Source organism: Bacillus cereus group sp. Sample62, from assembly GCF_036851315.1.
Lineage (GTDB): Bacteria > Bacillota > Bacilli > Bacillales > Bacillaceae_G > Bacillus_A > Bacillus_A wiedmannii.
On sequence record NZ_JAFLPK010000001.1, the window covers coordinates 4,674,570 to 4,692,700 of the forward strand.

Genomic DNA, 18,131 nt, shown 5'->3' on the forward strand with positions numbered 1-18,131 from the left:
TTCATCCCCCTTTTCTATTTCCCTTCAGCAATAAGTACTACATCGTCGACATTTTTTTCTGGACGAATAATTGTTCCATCTTCAATAACCATTTCCGATCCAACAATCGCTCTTTCAATCACAACATTTTTACCAATCTTCGCTCCTGGCATAACGACAGAATCAATAACCATACTACCTTCTTCCACCGTCACCCCTTGGAATAATACAGAATGCTTCACATCCCCTTCAATGACGCATCCTTCGTTAATAAGTGATTCTTCTACTTTTGCCTTTTCTGCAATATATTGAGGTGGCTCATTTGGATTCACAGAATAAATACGCCAATTACGATCGTTTAAATTCAGCGATGTTTCATCGCGAAGTAAATCCATATTCGCTTCCCATAAGCTTTTCACCGTTCCAACATCTTTCCAATATCCTTCGAATGGATACGCCATCAGCTTTTTCCCTTCATCTAATAAAAGCGGAAGTACATCTTTTCCGAAATCATTACTAGATTCAGGATTTCTTGCATCCATCTCTAAATACTCTTTCAAAATTGCCCAGTTAAAAATATAAATTCCCATTGATGCAAGATTACTTCTTGGAAATTGCGGTTTCTCTTCAAATTCAACAATCTCCATCTCTTCGTTCGTATTCATAATACCGAAACGACTCGCTTCATCCCACGGCACTTCAATAACAGAAATCGAAACGTCCGCTTCTTTCTCAATATGGTAATCTAGCATTTTACTGTAATCCATTTTATAAATATGGTCGCCTGATAAAATCAGAACATACTCTGGTTCATACTGACTTAAATAGTTTAAGTTTTGATAAATGGCACTGGCCGTACCTGTGTACCACTTCACACCTGAAGACTCCGCATAAGGAGGTAATACTGTGACTCCACCGCTTACTCGGTCTAAATCCCAAGCATTGCCGATTCCGATATAATTATGAAGTTCAAGTGGTTGATATTGCGTTAAAATCCCAACCGTTTCAATACCAGAATTCGCACAGTTGCTTAGCGTAAAATCAATAATGCGATATTTACCACCAAATGGAACAGCTGGCTTGGCTAAATTTTTTGTTAATGCACTTAATCGACTACCTTTTCCCCCTGCTAGTAACATTGCTACGCACTTTTGTTTTTGAGCCATCTTGTTTTTTACTCCCCTTTCTCGTCTTCACTGGTCGTAATATGGATACGCCAAATGGTGGAATTGTAATTTCTACATGCGCCGCTTGATTATGATACGGTTCTTGAATCGTCTTGAGACGTTTCTTATTCACTTGCCCCGATCCGCCATATTGCTCAGCGTCACTGTTTAAAATCTCGTTATAATACTCGAAATCTGGCAAACCTACTTTATAGTTTTCATATGTAGCTTTCGTAAAATTACATACGACAACTAACGCATCTTCTTGTTTATCCCCTTGGCGGATAAACGAGAAAATACTTTGCTCATGATTATTAGCATCTATCCACTGAAATCCTTCAGGTGAATGATCAAGCTGCCAAAGTGGTTTGGAGCGCTTATACAATGCTATGAGCTCTTTAAAGTAATCATGCATATAACGATGCATTTCAAAATCATGTAAATTCCAATCTAAATCTTCAAGGTCTTTCCACTCATCAAACTGCCCGAATTCTCCACCCATAAAGAGTAATTTCTTACCTGGATGAGTAAAGAAATATCCATATAATAAACGAAGTTGAGCAAACTTATCCCAGTAATCTCCTGGCATTTTATTTAATAACGACTTTTTCCCATGAACGACTTCATCATGAGAAAGCGGTAATATGAAATTTTCAGAGTAAGCATATATTAAAGAGAACGTCATTTTCTCATGAATATACTTCCTGTACTCAGGCGCACACTCCATATATTTCAGCACATCATTCATCCAGCCCATATTCCATTTGTAATTGAACCCAAGCCCACCTTCATACGTTGGAGCTGTTACAAGTGGCCAAGCTGTTGAATCTTCTGCTGTCATAAGAAAATCTTCATCTTCTGCAAACACCGCTTCATTTAACTCTCGTAAAAATGAAACAGCGTGCTCATTACTTTGCTCTTGTCCTTCTTTATTCCAGTACAGCATATTCGCAACTGCATCCACCCTGAAACCGTCAATGTGGAAATACTTCATCCAAAATAACGCATTTGAAATTAAGAAATTACGTACTTCCCTCTTCCCTAAATCAAAATTAACAGTTCCCCATACTAGGTTTTCTTGTACATCTATATCTTTATATTCATAAGTCGGTGTCCCATCAAACAAATATAAACCGTGAGCATCTTTACAAAAATGCCCCGGCACCCAATCTAAAATGACACCGATTCCATATTTATGACATTCATCGACAAAATACATCAAATCATGTGGCGTGCCGAATCTACTTGTCGCTGCATAATATCCCGTCCCTTGATATCCCCAAGAGCGATCATATGGATGCTCAACAAGCGGCATAATTTCAATATGTGTAAATTGATGTTCCACCACATACGGAATGAGCTCCTCGGCCATTTCTCTATAAGAATACAGAGCGCCATCTTCTTTCTTTTTCCAAGAACCGAAATGTAATTCATAAACTGTCATCGCTTCTTTATAAATCGATTTTTTCTTTCTCTTACGAATCCAGTTTTTATCATTCCATTCATATCCCTCTATATCAAAAACTACAGATGCCGTATTTGGTCTTACTTCTGCATATACTGCGTAAGGATCTGCTTTTAAAATAACGTCACCATCCATCGTTTCAATCGCATACTTATATATCTCATTCTCTTCAATATGCGGTACAAACAAGGACCAAATCCCCTCTTCTGTCACTTGTAGCATCTTATGTTGCTCATAATCCCATTCATTAAAATCTCCAACAACACTCATTGCTTTCGCATGAGGAGCCCATACTGTGAATCGTACACCTCGCATCCCATCTTCCGTCACAATATGTGCCCCAAAGATGTTATAACTGTCATAGTACTTTTCTGTATGAAACTCATCTCGTTTCACTTCTTCACAATTTATTACATCCAATATGTTCACCTCACTAAGATGACAGAAATTTTTTACTCTTTATCATTTCTGCGAAAAACTGAAATATCCTTGTTATTTTTTAAAAAATATTCGTTTTTTTCTTTAATTTCGCTTAAAATATTCAAATTTACTGTGTAAAATATCGAATTTTGACGAATATTCATTGCAAACGCTTCATTTCCTACTAGTCTTTCATCCTATTATTTATTTCTCAACCTTTATTTCATTAGATTGATCCTATTTTACTCGTTATTTATCACTCAAAATCGTAACAAAATAATCTGTCATAAAAAAATGTTTCTCAACATTTTTTGTCACAATTTTATTGAAATGGAAAATTCATAAGCATATACTTGTTCTCAATAAAGAACATCGGCTTTTCGTAGCTACAATTCATAGCGGACTACTGTGTTTACTTATTTATCCTTGTTACGAACTGTCACCATAAAAATTTAACTAGGAGGCTTTCTTATGTCATTAAAACAAAAAGTTGGAATGGGAGTTGTTACAGCTTCACTTGGCTTATCCCTTACATTTGGCGGTGTATTCGCCTATTTCAGTGATTCTGAAACATCTAGTAACTCATTTCAAGCTGGTACACTAGATCTTTCTATTAACCCCAGCGTAATTGTTAATGTGAAAGATTTAAAACCAGGTGATTTGATTGAAAGAAATTTCAAGCTTGAAAACAAAGGAACATTAGATATTGCAAAAGTAGCACTTGAAACATCCTATGAAGTTACAGATGCAAAGCAAAATAATGATGGTGAAGATTTAGGTGATCACATCACCGTCAAATTTTTAGTGAATGATGGAAAGCCATCTAATCCAAACGATGATCATGAAATTTTGTGGGAAACAAAACTATCAGAATTAAAGACTATGAAACCTGAGGATGTAGCTACTTCTCTAGAACGTCATAACTTAATAGACGGTATTAAGTCTGGTGAAACAGATTATTTACACGTTCTCTTCTCCTTTGAAGATAACGACCAAGATCAAAATAAATTCCAGGGTGATTCCTTACAACTAAATTGGGCATTCCATGCAGAACAAACACCAGGCGTGGAGAAATAATTTTTAAAATATAAATTATCGGAGGCCTATACATGAAAAAGAAAAATCGTTTTGTTACCGGAATTGTGACGGCTGGTGTTCTATTTTCAACTGCCCTTCCGTTCAATGTACTTGCCGAAAACCCTATTAACCAAATGGACTCTTCAAACGCCCAGTCTTTACTATCAAAACTTTCTAAAGAACAGCGCCAAGCATTACAAACGTTAGATGCCAATCCTGGTTTTACTATTTCACCAGATATTAATACGAGTAGTTCTGAACCAGTGAATATCATTGTAGAATTTCAAACTGCACCAGTAAAGATTAATGAATTAAAACAAAAAGAAAAAGGGTTACAAGCTGCTCCTGAAAATATAAAAGCACGTATTGATCAAGAGCATGAGGAATTCCAAAAAGGACTCAAACGCCTTTATCAATTTAGCCCATCAGTAAAATCAGGGAATTTCCAGTCTGTGCAAATTAAACGTTCTTATAAACATGCTATAAACGGTGTTGCGCTGACATTACCTGCAAATACAGTTGAAGAATTGTTACGAATTGGCGTTGTAAAACGTATTTGGAAAAATTACGAAGTGAAATTAAATTTACCAAAACAAGCAGAGCAGAAAGCACCTCGAAAACTAACAGATAGCATTCCGCAAATTGGGGTAGATAAGTTACATAGCGAGGGCATTACCGGAAAAGGAATTAAAGTTGGTGTATTAGATACAGGTATTGATTACAATCACCCTGACTTAAAAGACGTGTATAAAGGCTATCGCGCAAAATCGGGTGAAGATTCTAGTAAGGTAGACCCAAACTCCGTAAAAGGTTGGGACTTTATTAATAACGATGCAGATCCGATGGAAACAACTTATACAGAGTGGCAACAATCTGGCGCTCCTGAATTTGATGATCGTGGTTCTTCCTTCTATACTGCGCATGGTACTCACGTAGCAGGTATCGTTTCTGCTCAAAAGAAAAATAAATCAGATTCCGCAGTAAAAGGTGTTGCACCTGACATTGAACTGTATAACTATCGTGTACTCGGTCCTTATGGAAGCGGCGATAGTTCTGGTATTATTGCTGCAATCGATAAATCTATTTCTGACGGTATGAACGTCATTAACTTATCGTTAGGTGACGATAGCAACAATCCGCTTGACCCAACGTCTATCGCTGTTAATAACGCAATGCTTTCGGGCGTTGTTACAGTCGTTGCTGCTGGGAACTCTGGTCCAAATCCAGCGACACTCGGATCACCTGGTGCTTCTCCATTTGCTATTACAGTTGGAGCAAGTGATAGCTCTATGTCCTTACCGAAACTATCTGGTCATGCTGGGCAATTACAATTCCCTAACCTAATTTTATTCGGCAAAAACTTCACTGATAAAATAGAAGATTTCAAAGGACAATCTCTCCCTATTGAATCTGTAGGGATCGGTACTCCTGACGAGTTTAGTAAAAAGGATGTAAAAGGAAAAATCGCACTCGTTATGCGTGGTACAATCTCATTTGATGAAAAGATCGCAAATGCGAAACAAGCTGGTGCAAAAGCAGTTATTATTTATAACAATGTGGATGGAGAAATCCCTTACTACATTGGCGAAAGTACAAAATACATTCCAGCATTCCGCCTAACGAAAGAAGATGGTGAAAAACTAAAAGTTCAAATTGAACAAGGCAAAACATCCTTAACTTTCGATGAAATCAATTACATTCAAACAGAAGGCGACCATCTTGCAGACTTTAGCTCACGCGGCCCTGTTACATCAAATGATGATATTAAACCTGATATTACAGCGCCTGGTGTTGCGGTACTTTCAACAGTACCTGAATATATTAACGACCCACAAGAAGGTGAAAACTACGATGTTTCCTATGAACGTATGCAAGGAACATCCATGGCATCTCCTCATATCGCTGGCGTTGCTGCTCTTATTTTGCAAGAACATCCAGAATACTCTCCATTCGATGTAAAAGCATCTCTTATGAACACAGCTGATGATTTAAAAGAAAAGTATTCCGTATATGAAGTGGGAGCTGGACGAGTAGATGCTTATAACTCTGTTCACACGGAAACAAGTTTTAAAGTGTTAGATACGACAAAAACAATTGTAAATGATGAAGTGATTGAAGTACCTGAAGAAACTGGATCCATTGCATTCGGTAAGTACTATCAAAAAGACGGAGAATCTCTTGAACAAAAACGAAAAATTAAAATTGAAAACCGCAATAAACAAGAGAAGAAAGAATTTAAAACAGAAATTTCTTATACACCAGCTTCTTCTGCCATTAACGACGCTACCGCAAACGGTGTAAAAATTTCTACTTCTGAAACAATTACGATTGATGCTGGTAAATCAGATGAAATTGAAGCAAAAATTAATATTCCAGCTGGTGCAAAGCAAGGTCGATATGAAGGATATATTCATATTACAAACACGAAAAATAAAGAAGAAACGTATCAAATTCCTTTCTCTATTCGTGTGTCAGAGCCTGGTATTGAAAATGCACTATTATCAAGAAAAACAATCTCAACTGATACATCTACATTCAATCCATACCGTGAATCATATGTTCACGGGGCATTCCAATTAAACAGCGAACTTGAAACGTTAGATCTTATCGTGAAAGACTCAAAAACAAATAAAGCGCTCGGCTTCATCGGAACATTAAACACGAGTGGACTAAAAACGGATGTGTATTACTACTTAGATTCATTCTTTAACGGCAGAGTGTATCCTTTTACAAATGATCCTGCAAAACCAATTGGTGATGAGAAAATCGACTTACCTGAAGGAGATTACACAATTGAATTTGTTGGCTATGATAAAGCCGGGAAGGCACGTGTGAAAGGCGATTACGTCGTAATTGATAATACACCACCAGAAGTGAAATTAACTGGATTACAGCCTGGTATTTATGAATTAAATGAAGAAAACTACACAGTAGAAGACGGTAAAAAAGCGTTATGGATTAAAGGAAATGTGTATGATTCGAACGTTGACTACTTAAAAGGAAAAGGGTTAAATATTACGCAAGAAGCGAATGGCGTTATGTACTATGACTACTCTCCATACTTGCATAAGTTTTTACCTATTAATGCAAATGGTGACTTTAAAGTTGGCATTACTCCTGAATCCTTTAAAGTGGAAGGACCAATGAACACAGGCTTATATATTTTCGATTATGCAACTGCAGGCCCTGACTACCCGAGCGGTGTAAATAACTATTGGTTTATCCCGCAAGGTGCTCAATATGCGAAAGCTAGCTATGATAAAAAAGAATTATATAAAGATGATGAATTCACTGTGACACTAAATGCGAAACATGTAAAACAATTTGTATCTGGAGAATTTAACGTAAAATTCCTAGAGAAGAACTTCAAATTTGCAAATGCGAAATTGAATCCTGCTTTTGAAAAACTCCTTTCTGAAAAAGGGGTAACTGCAAAAGTAAATGAACCGAAACTAGAAGAAGGTTCTGTTACAGTAGGCGGCGCTATCGATGACAAAAACTTCGCTGGATTAGATGGTGATTTCCCGTTCATTGATGTAACTTTCAAAGTAGAAAATGATGAGTTTTATGAAGCAAATGCTCAATTAGATTTACCAGTGTTCGTTTACTGGAAACAAGGTGAATCAGAGCCAAACAGAATGCGTGTACTTCAAGATCAAACATTCTCAGTTATGTCTTTAAACTCAAAAGTAGAAGGAAATATTAAACCTGGTGCATCCTTAAATGAACGTGGATATTTAGATGAGAAATTCGATTATACAAAGCTTGGTGTAAAAGTATATGCAACAGATTCTTACCGTCATAAGTTTGAAGGCTCACTTGATAAATACGGTTACTTCAAATTGAATGGACTTCCTGTTAATAAACGTGATTATAACTTATACGTGGAGGTTCCAGGACATTTAACAAGCCGACTAACTACAAAACTAGGTACTGAAAAAGATGGTAAGCTGCTTGGTCAATATTATTATGCACGACCTGATGAAAATCTTGCCGGTGATGTAAATGGAGATAAAGTAATTGATATAAAAGATGCTGAAATTATCGCTAGCAACTATGGTAAAAAAGGACTATCAGTGAAAGACGGCGACCTTAACAAAGATGGCATTGTCGACGAAAAAGATATTCGTTTCGTTGAAAAGAACTTCTTGAAAAAAGGTCCAGATGCATCTAAATCACAAACGCCTGTTGAAAAATCAAAAAGCGGTACACTTGCAGATATTTTAAAGAAATTAGGATTAACGCCTAAAAAATGATAAAGTGAAACTTTAATCAGCCCTCACCAATCGGGCTTTTACGGGCAGTTGATCCCCCACCTACCTTCTTTGCTTTCGTTGCATTTTGAGGTGGGGGTCTTACTGCCCGGCAAATAGCGGGATAATAAAGAGCACTCTACATAAAAGTAGAGTGCTCTTTTCTATAAACGACCCTTATCCAGCAAAAGGGGTATATTGGGGATATACAAGGGAAACCGGAAAAGGAATTTATATTAAGTTATATAAAAACTCAGAGGTAGGAAGCAGTTTCCCGCCTCTGAATTATTTAGCAATTATTATAGTACTGGTGCCATTGTTTCTTTTAATACTTTTACAGAATGAGCGAATTTCGCTTTTTCTTCTTCATTTAGCTCAAGTTCTACGATTTCACGTACACCTTCGCGGTTAATAACAGCTGGAACACCTACGAAAGCATCTTTCTCACCATATTGACCTTCAAGGTATGCCGATACAGTTAATACGCTGTTCTCGTTGCTTAAGATTGCTTTAGTTACACGAAGTAGTGACATACCGATTCCGTAGTAAGTTGCACCTTTACGTTCGATGATATGATAAGCTGCATCGCGTACATTTTCGAAGATTTTATCTAAGTCCTCTTGATTGTACTGCTCGTTGTTAGCTAAGATTGTTTCTAGTTTTTGTACACCTACAGTAGCATGGCTCCATACTGGAAGTTCAGTGTCACCGTGCTCACCAACGATGTAAGCATGAACGTTACGTGGATCTACATCTAAGTAGTCACCTAACATGTAACGGAAACGAGCAGAGTCTAAAGTAGTACCAGAACCGATTACGCGCTCTTTTGGTAATCCAGATTCTTTCCAAGTTACGTAAGTTAAAATGTCAACTGGGTTTGTTGCGATTAAGAAGATTCCATCGAATCCGCTATCCATAATGCCGCGAACGATTTGTTTAAAGATCTTTGTATTTTTCTCAACTAAGTCTAAACGAGTTTCACCTGGCTTTTGTGGTAATCCAGCAGTGATAACAACTAAATCTGCATCTTTACAATCTGCATAGCTACCGCTCCAAACTTTTGTTGGTGATGGAGAGAATGGTACCGCATGGCTTAAGTCCATTGCTTCCCCTTCTGCTTTTGCTTCATTAACATCTACTAATACGAATTCTTCAGCTACACCTTGGTTGATCATTGAGTAAGCGTAACTACAACCTACAGCTCCTGTTCCTACTAATACTACACGATTGATACCTTTTTTCATGTTAATTTCCCCTCTCTATTGTTCACATATATTTTTTTATGATTGTTTAAGTAATTAATTAAAATACTAATTTAATGTTGTTTAACTTCTTTACATTCATATTGTAGCACGTATCATTGTGAATTACTTCACAAATTATGACCTATTTGTGAACTTTTTCACATAGAGTGTAAAGTTGATGGAATAGGTGTGGAATCCATTTCGATGGAGGCGTTTTCTTTAGATTGTGAAAGGTTTTTTCTTATGTTTTTGTCGATAAGTGAAATTATATCGGCGATTTTTTACATATATCAACGATTTTTAGAATATATCTACCGCAACTCAAAATATATCAACGATTCGACAAGGAATATCGACTTACCGACAAAAACCGACAATAATAGCAGCGTAAAAAAGCTGTCTCCAGTAGATCACCTATTGAAAGACAACTTTTTTCTATTTATTTTCCGCAGTAGCTCCTAATACAGCAATTTCAATATTAAAAAGCTCAATTAAAGCATTCTTTGGTTAAGCGACCCATATTTCAATTTTTATTATTCAACTGTATCTAATAACTCTACAACTAATTCCTTAGGATCTTCCCAGCTATGATATATTTCTAAGTGCCATTTCGTTAATGACCTTGAGTATCTCTTTTTTTCTATCCATTTATGTAAATCATTATAAGCACTCATGATATTAGTATTTGGACCCTTATACTTTAATACGGCATACTTTTGGGGAGGAACCGTTAACATTACCATCCCCTTCGGAATAGCTTCATACCCTTTAACCTGAACACAAACCCAATAACCTTCTTTTTCATTAGAACATTCATTTACAACAAAAGCTCCAACTTGAATAGCTGGATTCATTACCTGTTTAATTTCGTTAATACGTTTATTCAAAAGCATTGATGTTTTAGGTATTTCTTTTATAAATTGGTCTCCTGGACATAATACTCGAAATCCTACTAACTTCATCTCATCCAATTCCTTAACCACCATATTTTGTAGTAATTGTTCAGACATAACAGTAAACCTCCTCATTCTTCTAATTACCTATTACTTTCAGCAAATTTTTTTATTTTCCTTTTTATGTTACATTTCTCTTATCCAACAAAATATCCCCTAAAATAAAAAATACGCTATTCTTTCTGTAAAATCATAGGAAAGGATAGCATTTCTGTATCTAATAAGCATTTCTACTCCCGGATGTATTTTTATCGGTGCATCCAAGTGCAGGAGGCTGTAGCCATACGGCTGAGATAAAAATTCAAATTGAGTATGATTTGTTAAGTGAACATTCCTTCATATTCATACAGGTCAAGGTAAACAGCATGATTATACTTACGGCTCTCTGTATTTCCAACTGTAACAGCGAATACTTCATCTTTCTTTTATTCCATAAAAAAAGCAGACTACCCAAAGTCCACTTTTACACAACAAAAAAGAGATAGCAGATTATGCTATCTCTTTTAGTATGACCCGTACGGGATTCGAACCCGTGTTACCGCCGTGAAAGGGCGGTGTCTTAACCACTTGACCAACGGGCCAATTCTGGCAGAGAAGAAGGGATTCGAACCCTCGCACCGCGTTCGCGATCTACTCCCTTAGCAGGGGAGCCCCTTGAGCCACTTGGGTACTTCTCTATAATATGGCTCCGCAGGTAGGACTCGAACCTACGACCGATCGGTTAACAGCCGATAGCTCTACCACTGAGCTACTGCGGAATAATTATGGTGGGCCTAAATGGACTCGAACCATCGACCTCACGCTTATCAGGCGTGCGCTCTAACCAGCTGAGCTATAGGCCCATAATTGAAAAGCGGGTGAAGAGAATCGAACTCTCGACCAGAGCTTGGAAGGCTCTTGTTTTACCACTAAACTACACCCGCATTAAATTGTAAATGGTGAGCCATGAAGGATTCGAACCTTCGACCCTCTGATTAAAAGTCAGATGCTCTACCAACTGAGCTAATGGCTCATTTTGAAAGTGGTGCCGACTAGAGGACTTGAACCCCCAACCTACTGATTACAAGTCAGTTGCTCTACCAGTTGAGCTAAGTCGGCTTGCGACTTCAAAATGGTGGCTCGGGACGGAATCGAACCGCCGACACGAGGATTTTCAGTCCTCTGCTCTACCGACTGAGCTACCGAGCCTTTATGTAAAAAAAATGGCGGTCCCGACCGGGGTCGAACCGGCGATCTCCTGCGTGACAGGCAGGCATGTTAACCACTACACCACGGGACCATTTGGTTGCGGGGACAGGATTTGAACCTGCGACCTTCGGGTTATGAGCCCGACGAGCTACCGTGCTGCTCCACCCCGCGATGATAAAATATTTAATTTAGAAAAATGGAGGAGGTAGAGGGATTCGAACCCCCGCGCGACTCTCGCCGCCTGTCGGTTTTCAAGACCGATCCCTTCAGCCGAACTTGGGTATACCTCCGAGATATAAAGCTTTAGTGGTGGACCTTGTAGGACTCGAACCTACGACCGGACGGTTATGAGCCGTCTGCTCTAACCAGCTGAGCTAAAGGTCCTTTATGGTAGCGGCGGAGGGGATCGAACCCCCGACCTCACGGGTATGAACCGTACGCTCTAGCCAGCTGAGCTACACCGCCATAAAAGATATTAAAATAAGTGGAGCCTAGCGGGATCGAACCGCTGACCTCCTGCGTGCAAGGCAGGCGCTCTCCCAGCTGAGCTAAGGCCCCATGTTTTTGGAAAATCGGGAAGACAGGATTTGAACCTGCGACCCCCTGGTCCCAAACCAGGTGCTCTACCAAGCTGAGCCACTTCCCGTTAATAAAAGCGCGCCCGAGAGGAGTCGAACCCCTAACCTCTTGATCCGTAGTCAAACGCTCTATCCAATTGAGCTACGGGCGCATATGGTGCCGAGGGCGGGGGTCGAACCCGCACGGTGGTCACCCACCGCAGGATTTTAAGTCCTGTGCGTCTGCCTGTTCCGCCACCCCGGCATGTCATATTGAAAATTGGAGCGGAAGACGGGATTCGAACCCGCGACCCCAACCTTGGCAAGGTTGTATTCTACCACTGAACTACTTCCGCAAGACATGTATGAGTTATTTTATTAAAAGTGCGGGTGAAGGGAGTCGAACCCCCACGCCAAAGGCGCTAGATCCTAAGTCTAGTGCGTCTGCCAGTTCCGCCACACCCGCATATTAATTTTAAAAGAAAAATGGGGCGACTGATGGGAATCGAACCCACGAATGCCGGAGCCACAATCCGGTGCGTTAACCACTTCGCCACAACCGCCATGATTTTCTGGTGCCGACTAGAGGACTTGAACCCCCAACCTACTGATTACAAGTCAGTTGCTCTACCAATTGAGCTAAGTCGGCTAAATGGTGGAGGATGACGGGATCGAACCGCCGACCCCCTGCTTGTAAGGCAGGTGCTCTCCCAGCTGAGCTAATCCTCCATTTGCCTGGCAACGTCCTACTCTCACAGGGACAAGGTCCCAACTACCATCGGCGCTAGAGAGCTTAACTTCCGTGTTCGGTATGGGAACGGGTGTGACCTCTCTGCCATCATTACCAGACTGTATTCATTTAAGACAAGAATCATCATAACTTATTTAACTTTTAAAGTCAACAAGTTTTTTATATTCTTTCAAAACTAGATAACATTGCTTCATATTATATGGTTAAGTCCTCGATCTATTAGTATTCGTCAGCTCCACATGTCACCATGCTTCCACCTCGAACCTATCAACCTGATCATCTTTCAGGGATCTTACTAGCTTACGCTATGGGAAATCTCATCTTGAGGGGGGCTTCATGCTTAGATGCTTTCAGCACTTATCCCTTCCGCACATAGCTACCCAGCTATGCCCTTGGCAGAACAACTGGTACACCAGCGGTGCGTCCATCCCGGTCCTCTCGTACTAAGGACAGCTCCTCTCAAATTTCCTACGCCCACGACGGATAGGGACCGAACTGTCTCACGACGTTCTGAACCCAGCTCGCGTACCGCTTTAATGGGCGAACAGCCCAACCCTTGGGACCGACTACAGCCCCAGGATGCGATGAGCCGACATCGAGGTGCCAAACCTCCCCGTCGATGTGGACTCTTGGGGGAGATAAGCCTGTTATCCCCGGGGTAGCTTTTATCCGTTGAGCGATGGCCCTTCCATGCGGAACCACCGGATCACTAAGCCCGACTTTCGTCCCTGCTCGACTTGTAGGTCTCGCAGTCAAGCTCCCTTATGCCTTTGCACTCTACGAATGATTTCCAACCATTCTGAGGGAACCTTTGGGCGCCTCCGTTACACTTTAGGAGGCGACCGCCCCAGTCAAACTGCCCACCTGACACTGTCTCCCGGGTCGATAAGACCCGTAGGTTAGAATTTCAATACATTCAGGGCGGTATCCCACCAGCGCCTCCACCGAAGCTAGCGCTCCGGTTTCAATGGCTCCCGCCTATCCTGTACAAAATGTACCAAAATTCAATATCAGGCTACAGTAAAGCTCCACGGGGTCTTTCCGTCCTGTCGCGGGTAACCTGCATCTTCACAGGTACTATAATTTCACCGAGTCTCTGGTTGAGACAGTGCCCAAATCGTTACACCTTTCGTGCGGGTCGGAACTTACCCGACAAGGAATTTCGCTACCTTAGGACCGTTATAGTTACGGCCGCCGTTTACTGGGGCTTCAGTTCAGAGCTTCGCTTACGCTAACCCCTCTCCTTAACCTTCCAGCACCGGGCAGGTGTCAGCCCCTATACTTCGCCTTACGGCTTCGCAGAGACCTGTGTTTTTGCTAAACAGTCGCTTGGGCCTATTCACTGCGGCTTTCCGTTAAGAAAGCACCCCTTCTCCCGAAGTTACGGGGTCATTTTGCCGAGTTCCTTAACCAGAGTTCTCTCGCACACCTTAGGATTCTCTCCTCGCCTACCTGTGTCGGTTTGCGGTACAGGCACCTTTTATCTCGCTAGAAGCTTTTCTTGGCAGCGGGGAATCAAAGACTTCGCTCCATAAGGAGCTTCCCCATCACAGCTCAGCCTTCACGATAAGCGGATTTGCCTACTTATCAGCCTAACTGCTTGGACGTGCACAACCAATCGCACGCTTCTTCTATCCTTCTGCGTCCCTCCATTGCTCAAACGATAAAGAGGTGGTACAGGAATATCAACCTGTTGTCCATCGCCTACGCCTGTCGGCCTCGGCTTAGGTCCTGACTAACCCTGAGCGGACGAGCCTTCCTCAGGAAACCTTAGGCATTCGGTGGACGGGATTCTCACCCGTCTTTCGCTACTCATACCGGCATTCTCACTTCTAAGCGCTCCACCAGTCCTTCCGGTCTGACTTCACTGCACTTAGAACGCTCCCCTACCACTGATACCATTGGTATCAATTCGCAGCTTCGGTGGTGTATTTAGCCCCGGTACATTTTCGGCGCAGAGTCACTCGACTAGTGAGCTATTACGCACTCTTTAAATGGTGGCTGCTTCTAAGCCAACATCCTAGTTGTCTAAGCAACTCCACATCCTTTTCCACTTAATACACACTTTGGGACCTTAGCTGGCGATCTGGGCTGTTTCCCTCTTGACTACGGATCTTATCACTCGCAGTCTGACTCCTAAGGATAAGTCATTGGCATTCGGAGTTTGACTGAATTCGGTAATCCGATGAGGACCCCTAGTTCAATCAGTGCTCTACCTCCAAGACTCTTACACTTAAGGCTAGCCCTAAAGCTATTTCGGGGAGAACCAGCTATCTCCAGGTTCGATTGGAATTTCTCCGCTACCCACACCTCATCCCCGCACTTTTCAACGTGCGTGGGTTCGGGCCTCCATTCAGTGTTACCTGAACTTCACCCTGGACATGGGTAGATCACCTGGTTTCGGGTCTACGACCACGTACTAAACGCCCTATTCAGACTCGCTTTCGCTGCGGCTCCGCCTCTTCAGCTTAACCTCGCACGGGATCGTAACTCGCCGGTTCATTCTACAAAAGGCACGCCATCACCCATTAACGGGCTCTGACTATTTGTAGGCACACGGTTTCAGGATCTCTTTCACTCCCCTTCCGGGGTGCTTTTCACCTTTCCCTCACGGTACTGGTTCACTATCGATCACTAGGGAGTATTTAGCCTTGGGAGATGGTCCTCCCAGATTCCGACGGAATTTCACGTGTTCCGCCGTACTCAGGATACATTCAAGAGAGAACGAAGTTTCGACTACGGGGTTGTTACCCTCTACGACGGACCTTTCCAGGTCGCTTCGTCTACCTCGTTCCTTTGTAACTCCGTATAGAATGTCCTACAACCCCAAGAGGCAAGCCTCTTGGTTTGGGCTATGTTCCGTTTCGCTCGCCGCTACTCAGGAAATCGCATTTGCTTTCTCTTCCTCCAGGTACTTAGATGTTTCAGTTCCCTGGGTCTGTCTTCCTTACCCTATGTATTCAGGTAAGGATACCATACCATTACGTATGGTGGGTTTCCCCATTCGGAAATCTTCGGATCAAAGCTTACTTACAGCTCCCCGAAGCATATCGGCGTTAGTCCCGTCCTTCATCGACTCCTAGTGTCAAGGCATCCACCGTGCGCCCTTTCTAACTTAACCAAACTAAAATTAAAAAAATATGAGCTACACTGTTATCTAGTTTTCAAAGAACATACATTTATATATGAGAGATAGTTCTCTCAAAACTGAACAAAACGAAACACGGAAACTTATATTGATGAACAGCGTTCATCAATTCTCCATAGAAAGGAGGTGATCCAGCCGCACCTTCCGATACGGCTACCTTGTTACGACTTCACCCCAATCATCTGTCCCACCTTAGGCGGCTGGCTCCATAAAGGTTACCCCACCGACTTCGGGTGTTACAAACTCTCGTGGTGTGACGGGCGGTGTGTACAAGGCCCGGGAACGTATTCACCGCGGCATGCTGATCCGCGATTACTAGCGATTCCAGCTTCATGTAGGCGAGTTGCAGCCTACAATCCGAACTGAGAACGGTTTTATGAGATTAGCTCCACCTCGCGGTCTTGCAGCTCTTTGTACCGTCCATTGTAGCACGTGTGTAGCCCAGGTCATAAGGGGCATGATGATTTGACGTCATCCCCACCTTCCTCCGGTTTGTCACCGGCAGTCACCTTAGAGTGCCCAACTTAATGATGGCAACTAAGATCAAGGGTTGCGCTCGTTGCGGGACTTAACCCAACATCTCACGACACGAGCTGACGACAACCATGCACCACCTGTCACTCTGCTCCCGAAGGAGAAGCCCTATCTCTAGGGTTTTCAGAGGATGTCAAGACCTGGTAAGGTTCTTCGCGTTGCTTCGAATTAAACCACATGCTCCACCGCTTGTGCGGGCCCCCGTCAATTCCTTTGAGTTTCAGCCTTGCGGCCGTACTCCCCAGGCGGAGTGCTTAATGCGTTAACTTCAGCACTAAAGGGCGGAAACCCTCTAACACTTAGCACTCATCGTTTACGGCGTGGACTACCAGGGTATCTAATCCTGTTTGCTCCCCACGCTTTCGCGCCTCAGTGTCAGTTACAGACCAGAAAGTCGCCTTCGCCACTGGTGTTCCTCCATATCTCTACGCATTTCACCGCTACACATGGAATTCCACTTTCCTCTTCTGCACTCAAGTCTCCCAGTTTCCAATGACCCTCCACGGTTGAGCCGTGGGCTTTCACATCAGACTTAAGAAACCACCTGCGCGCGCTTTACGCCCAATAATTCCGGATAACGCTTGCCACCTACGTATTACCGCGGCTGCTGGCACGTAGTTAGCCGTGGCTTTCTGGTTAGGTACCGTCAAGGTGCCAGCTTATTCAACTAGCACTTGTTCTTCCCTAACAACAGAGTTTTACGACCCGAAAGCCTTCATCACTCACGCGGCGTTGCTCCGTCAGACTTTCGTCCATTGCGGAAGATTCCCTACTGCTGCCTCCCGTAGGAGTCTGGGCCGTGTCTCAGTCCCAGTGTGGCCGATCACCCTCTCAGGTCGGCTACGCATCGTTGCCTTGGTGAGCCGTTACCTCACCAACTAGCTAATGCGACGCGGGTCCATCCATAAGTGACAGCCGAAGCCGCCTTTCAATTTCGAACCATGCAGTTCAAAATATTATCCGGTATTAGCCCCGGTTTCCCGGAGTTATCCCAGTCTTATGGGCAGGTTACCCACGTGTTACTCACCCGTCCGCCGCTAACTTCTTGAGAGCAAGCTCTCAATCCATTCGCTCGACTTGCATGTATTAGGCACGCCGCCAGCGTTCATCCTGAGCCAGGATCAAACTCTCCAATAAAGTTAGTTTGTCTAGCATCTAAAAATAAAAATTGACGTTTCACGTTGTTTGTTTCGTTCAGTTTTCAAAGAACTGCTTGGTCGCTCATTTGCGACTTCCTTATGTTAACATCTTCGTTTTTCGATGTCAACTAAGTTTTTCAATTTCTTTTTTGTCGTTTTCTGCGTTTCCGCATCAGCGACGGTTATTAATATATCATGGTGAAAAATGAAATGCAATACCTTTTATAAACTTTTTTTAAAACCACCCACATTTCTTT

6 protein-coding genes, 22 tRNA genes, 3 rRNA genes and 1 pseudogene are annotated in these 18,131 nt (G+C 42.1%); 3 read left to right on the forward strand and 29 right to left on the reverse strand.

Annotation, left to right across the window (positions count from 1 at the left end):
- Window positions 1–14: 14 nt before the first annotated feature.
- Both glgC and glgB read right to left on the reverse strand, forming a co-directional pair.
- Window positions 15–1,145: a glucose-1-phosphate adenylyltransferase gene (gene glgC, locus J0835_RS23960; protein ID WP_000057613.1), complete on the reverse strand. Its 1,131-nt coding sequence runs from the start codon at window positions 1,143–1,145 to the stop codon at window positions 15–17.
- The gene (gene glgB, locus J0835_RS23965; protein ID WP_087982702.1) at window positions 1,093–3,030 is read right to left on the reverse strand and encodes a 1,4-alpha-glucan branching protein GlgB; all 1,938 of its coding nucleotides are present in this window, start codon (window positions 3,028–3,030) and stop codon (window positions 1,093–1,095) included. The genes glgC and glgB overlap by 53 nt, the downstream gene beginning before the upstream one ends.
- Window positions 3,031–3,501: 471 nt before the next feature.
- Between glgB and J0835_RS23970 the strand changes: the two genes are divergently transcribed.
- Both J0835_RS23970 and J0835_RS23975 read left to right on the forward strand, forming a co-directional pair.
- A complete protein-coding gene (locus J0835_RS23970) occupies window positions 3,502–4,107 on the forward strand; it encodes a CalY family protein (protein WP_087982704.1) in 606 nt (201 codons plus the stop codon).
- Window positions 4,108–4,139: 32 nt separating this feature from the next.
- Window positions 4,140–8,363 carry a S8 family serine peptidase gene (locus J0835_RS23975; RefSeq protein ID WP_087982705.1) on the forward strand — a complete coding sequence of 1,408 codons (4,224 nt, stop codon included), beginning with the start codon at window positions 4,140–4,142 and terminating at the stop codon, window positions 8,361–8,363.
- Between the two features lie 296 nt (window positions 8,364–8,659).
- On the opposite strand, the gene J0835_RS23980 is transcribed toward J0835_RS23975, so the two are convergent.
- Window positions 8,660–9,604: an L-lactate dehydrogenase gene (locus tag J0835_RS23980; RefSeq protein WP_000715348.1), complete on the reverse strand. Its 945-nt coding sequence runs from the start codon at window positions 9,602–9,604 to the stop codon at window positions 8,660–8,662.
- 533 nt (window positions 9,605–10,137) lie between these two features.
- A complete protein-coding gene (locus tag J0835_RS23985; RefSeq protein ID WP_087982709.1) occupies window positions 10,138–10,614 on the reverse strand; it encodes a GyrI-like domain-containing protein in 477 nt (158 codons plus the stop codon).
- Between the two features lie 167 nt (window positions 10,615–10,781).
- On the opposite strand from J0835_RS23985, the pseudogene J0835_RS23990 reads away from it, so the two are divergent.
- Window positions 10,782–10,968, forward strand: a pseudogene (locus J0835_RS23990) (IS4 family transposase); the annotation flags it as partial.
- Between the two features lie 98 nt (window positions 10,969–11,066).
- Here the strand turns inward: J0835_RS23990 and J0835_RS23995 are convergent.
- The 25 genes from J0835_RS23995 to J0835_RS24115 all read right to left on the reverse strand — a co-directional run bounded on the left by J0835_RS23995 (window position 11,067) and on the right by J0835_RS24115 (window position 17,872).
- Window positions 11,067–11,138, reverse strand: a tRNA-Glu gene (locus J0835_RS23995).
- Window positions 11,139–11,143: 5 nt separating this feature from the next.
- Window positions 11,144–11,234: transfer RNA gene (locus tag J0835_RS24000), tRNA-Ser, on the reverse strand.
- A 6-nt stretch (window positions 11,235–11,240) separates the two neighbouring features.
- Window positions 11,241–11,315, reverse strand: a tRNA-Asn gene (locus J0835_RS24005).
- Window positions 11,316–11,322: 7 nt separating this feature from the next.
- Window positions 11,323–11,399: transfer RNA gene (locus J0835_RS24010), tRNA-Ile, on the reverse strand.
- A 10-nt stretch (window positions 11,400–11,409) separates the two neighbouring features.
- Window positions 11,410–11,480: transfer RNA gene (locus tag J0835_RS24015), tRNA-Gly, on the reverse strand.
- A 13-nt stretch (window positions 11,481–11,493) separates the two neighbouring features.
- Window positions 11,494–11,569, reverse strand: a tRNA-Lys gene (locus tag J0835_RS24020).
- 10 nt (window positions 11,570–11,579) lie between these two features.
- Window positions 11,580–11,655, reverse strand: a tRNA-Thr gene (locus tag J0835_RS24025).
- 14 nt (window positions 11,656–11,669) lie between these two features.
- A tRNA-Phe gene (locus tag J0835_RS24030) sits at window positions 11,670–11,745 on the reverse strand.
- A 15-nt stretch (window positions 11,746–11,760) separates the two neighbouring features.
- Window positions 11,761–11,836 (reverse strand) — tRNA-Asp (locus tag J0835_RS24035).
- A gap of 3 nt (window positions 11,837–11,839) precedes the next feature.
- A tRNA-Met gene (locus J0835_RS24040) sits at window positions 11,840–11,916 on the reverse strand.
- A 26-nt stretch (window positions 11,917–11,942) separates the two neighbouring features.
- Window positions 11,943–12,035: transfer RNA gene (locus J0835_RS24045), tRNA-Ser, on the reverse strand.
- A gap of 17 nt (window positions 12,036–12,052) precedes the next feature.
- Window positions 12,053–12,129: transfer RNA gene (locus tag J0835_RS24050), tRNA-Ile, on the reverse strand.
- Window positions 12,130–12,133: 4 nt separating this feature from the next.
- Window positions 12,134–12,210 (reverse strand) — tRNA-Met (locus tag J0835_RS24055).
- Window positions 12,211–12,230: 20 nt separating this feature from the next.
- Window positions 12,231–12,303, reverse strand: a tRNA-Ala gene (locus J0835_RS24060).
- 14 nt (window positions 12,304–12,317) lie between these two features.
- Window positions 12,318–12,391, reverse strand: a tRNA-Pro gene (locus tag J0835_RS24065).
- A gap of 10 nt (window positions 12,392–12,401) precedes the next feature.
- Window positions 12,402–12,475: transfer RNA gene (locus J0835_RS24070), tRNA-Arg, on the reverse strand.
- Window positions 12,476–12,478: 3 nt separating this feature from the next.
- Window positions 12,479–12,567: transfer RNA gene (locus J0835_RS24075), tRNA-Leu, on the reverse strand.
- Window positions 12,568–12,583: 16 nt separating this feature from the next.
- Window positions 12,584–12,658 (reverse strand) — tRNA-Gly (locus J0835_RS24080).
- 29 nt (window positions 12,659–12,687) lie between these two features.
- Window positions 12,688–12,768 (reverse strand) — tRNA-Leu (locus J0835_RS24085).
- Window positions 12,769–12,789: 21 nt separating this feature from the next.
- A tRNA-His gene (locus J0835_RS24090) sits at window positions 12,790–12,865 on the reverse strand.
- Between the two features lie 10 nt (window positions 12,866–12,875).
- Window positions 12,876–12,951: transfer RNA gene (locus tag J0835_RS24095), tRNA-Thr, on the reverse strand.
- Between the two features lie 4 nt (window positions 12,952–12,955).
- Window positions 12,956–13,031: transfer RNA gene (locus J0835_RS24100), tRNA-Val, on the reverse strand.
- A 4-nt stretch (window positions 13,032–13,035) separates the two neighbouring features.
- Window positions 13,036–13,151, reverse strand: a 5S ribosomal RNA gene (rrf, locus tag J0835_RS24105).
- A gap of 101 nt (window positions 13,152–13,252) precedes the next feature.
- Window positions 13,253–16,174 (reverse strand): 23S ribosomal RNA (locus tag J0835_RS24110).
- A 146-nt stretch (window positions 16,175–16,320) separates the two neighbouring features.
- Window positions 16,321–17,872 (reverse strand): 16S ribosomal RNA (locus tag J0835_RS24115).
- Together the 16S, 23S and 5S rRNA genes with 22 tRNA genes alongside form the textbook arrangement of a ribosomal RNA operon.
- Between the last annotated feature and the right edge of the window lie 259 nt (window positions 17,873–18,131).

Excerpts from the sequence above, each read along its gene's own strand:
- J0835_RS23980 (WP_000715348.1), bottom strand. The coding sequence starts at position 9,604 with ATGAAAAAAGGTATCAATCGTGTAGTATTAGTAGGAACAGGAGCTGTA.
- J0835_RS23970 (WP_087982704.1), top strand. The coding sequence starts at position 3,502 with ATGTCATTAAAACAAAAAGTTGGAATGGGAGTTGTTACAGCTTCACTT.
- glgC (WP_000057613.1), bottom strand. The coding sequence starts at position 1,145 with ATGGCTCAAAAACAAAAGTGCGTAGCAATGTTACTAGCAGGGGGAAAA.
- J0835_RS23985 (WP_087982709.1), bottom strand. The coding sequence starts at position 10,614 with ATGTCTGAACAATTACTACAAAATATGGTGGTTAAGGAATTGGATGAG.
- J0835_RS23975 (WP_087982705.1), top strand. The coding sequence starts at position 4,140 with ATGAAAAAGAAAAATCGTTTTGTTACCGGAATTGTGACGGCTGGTGTT.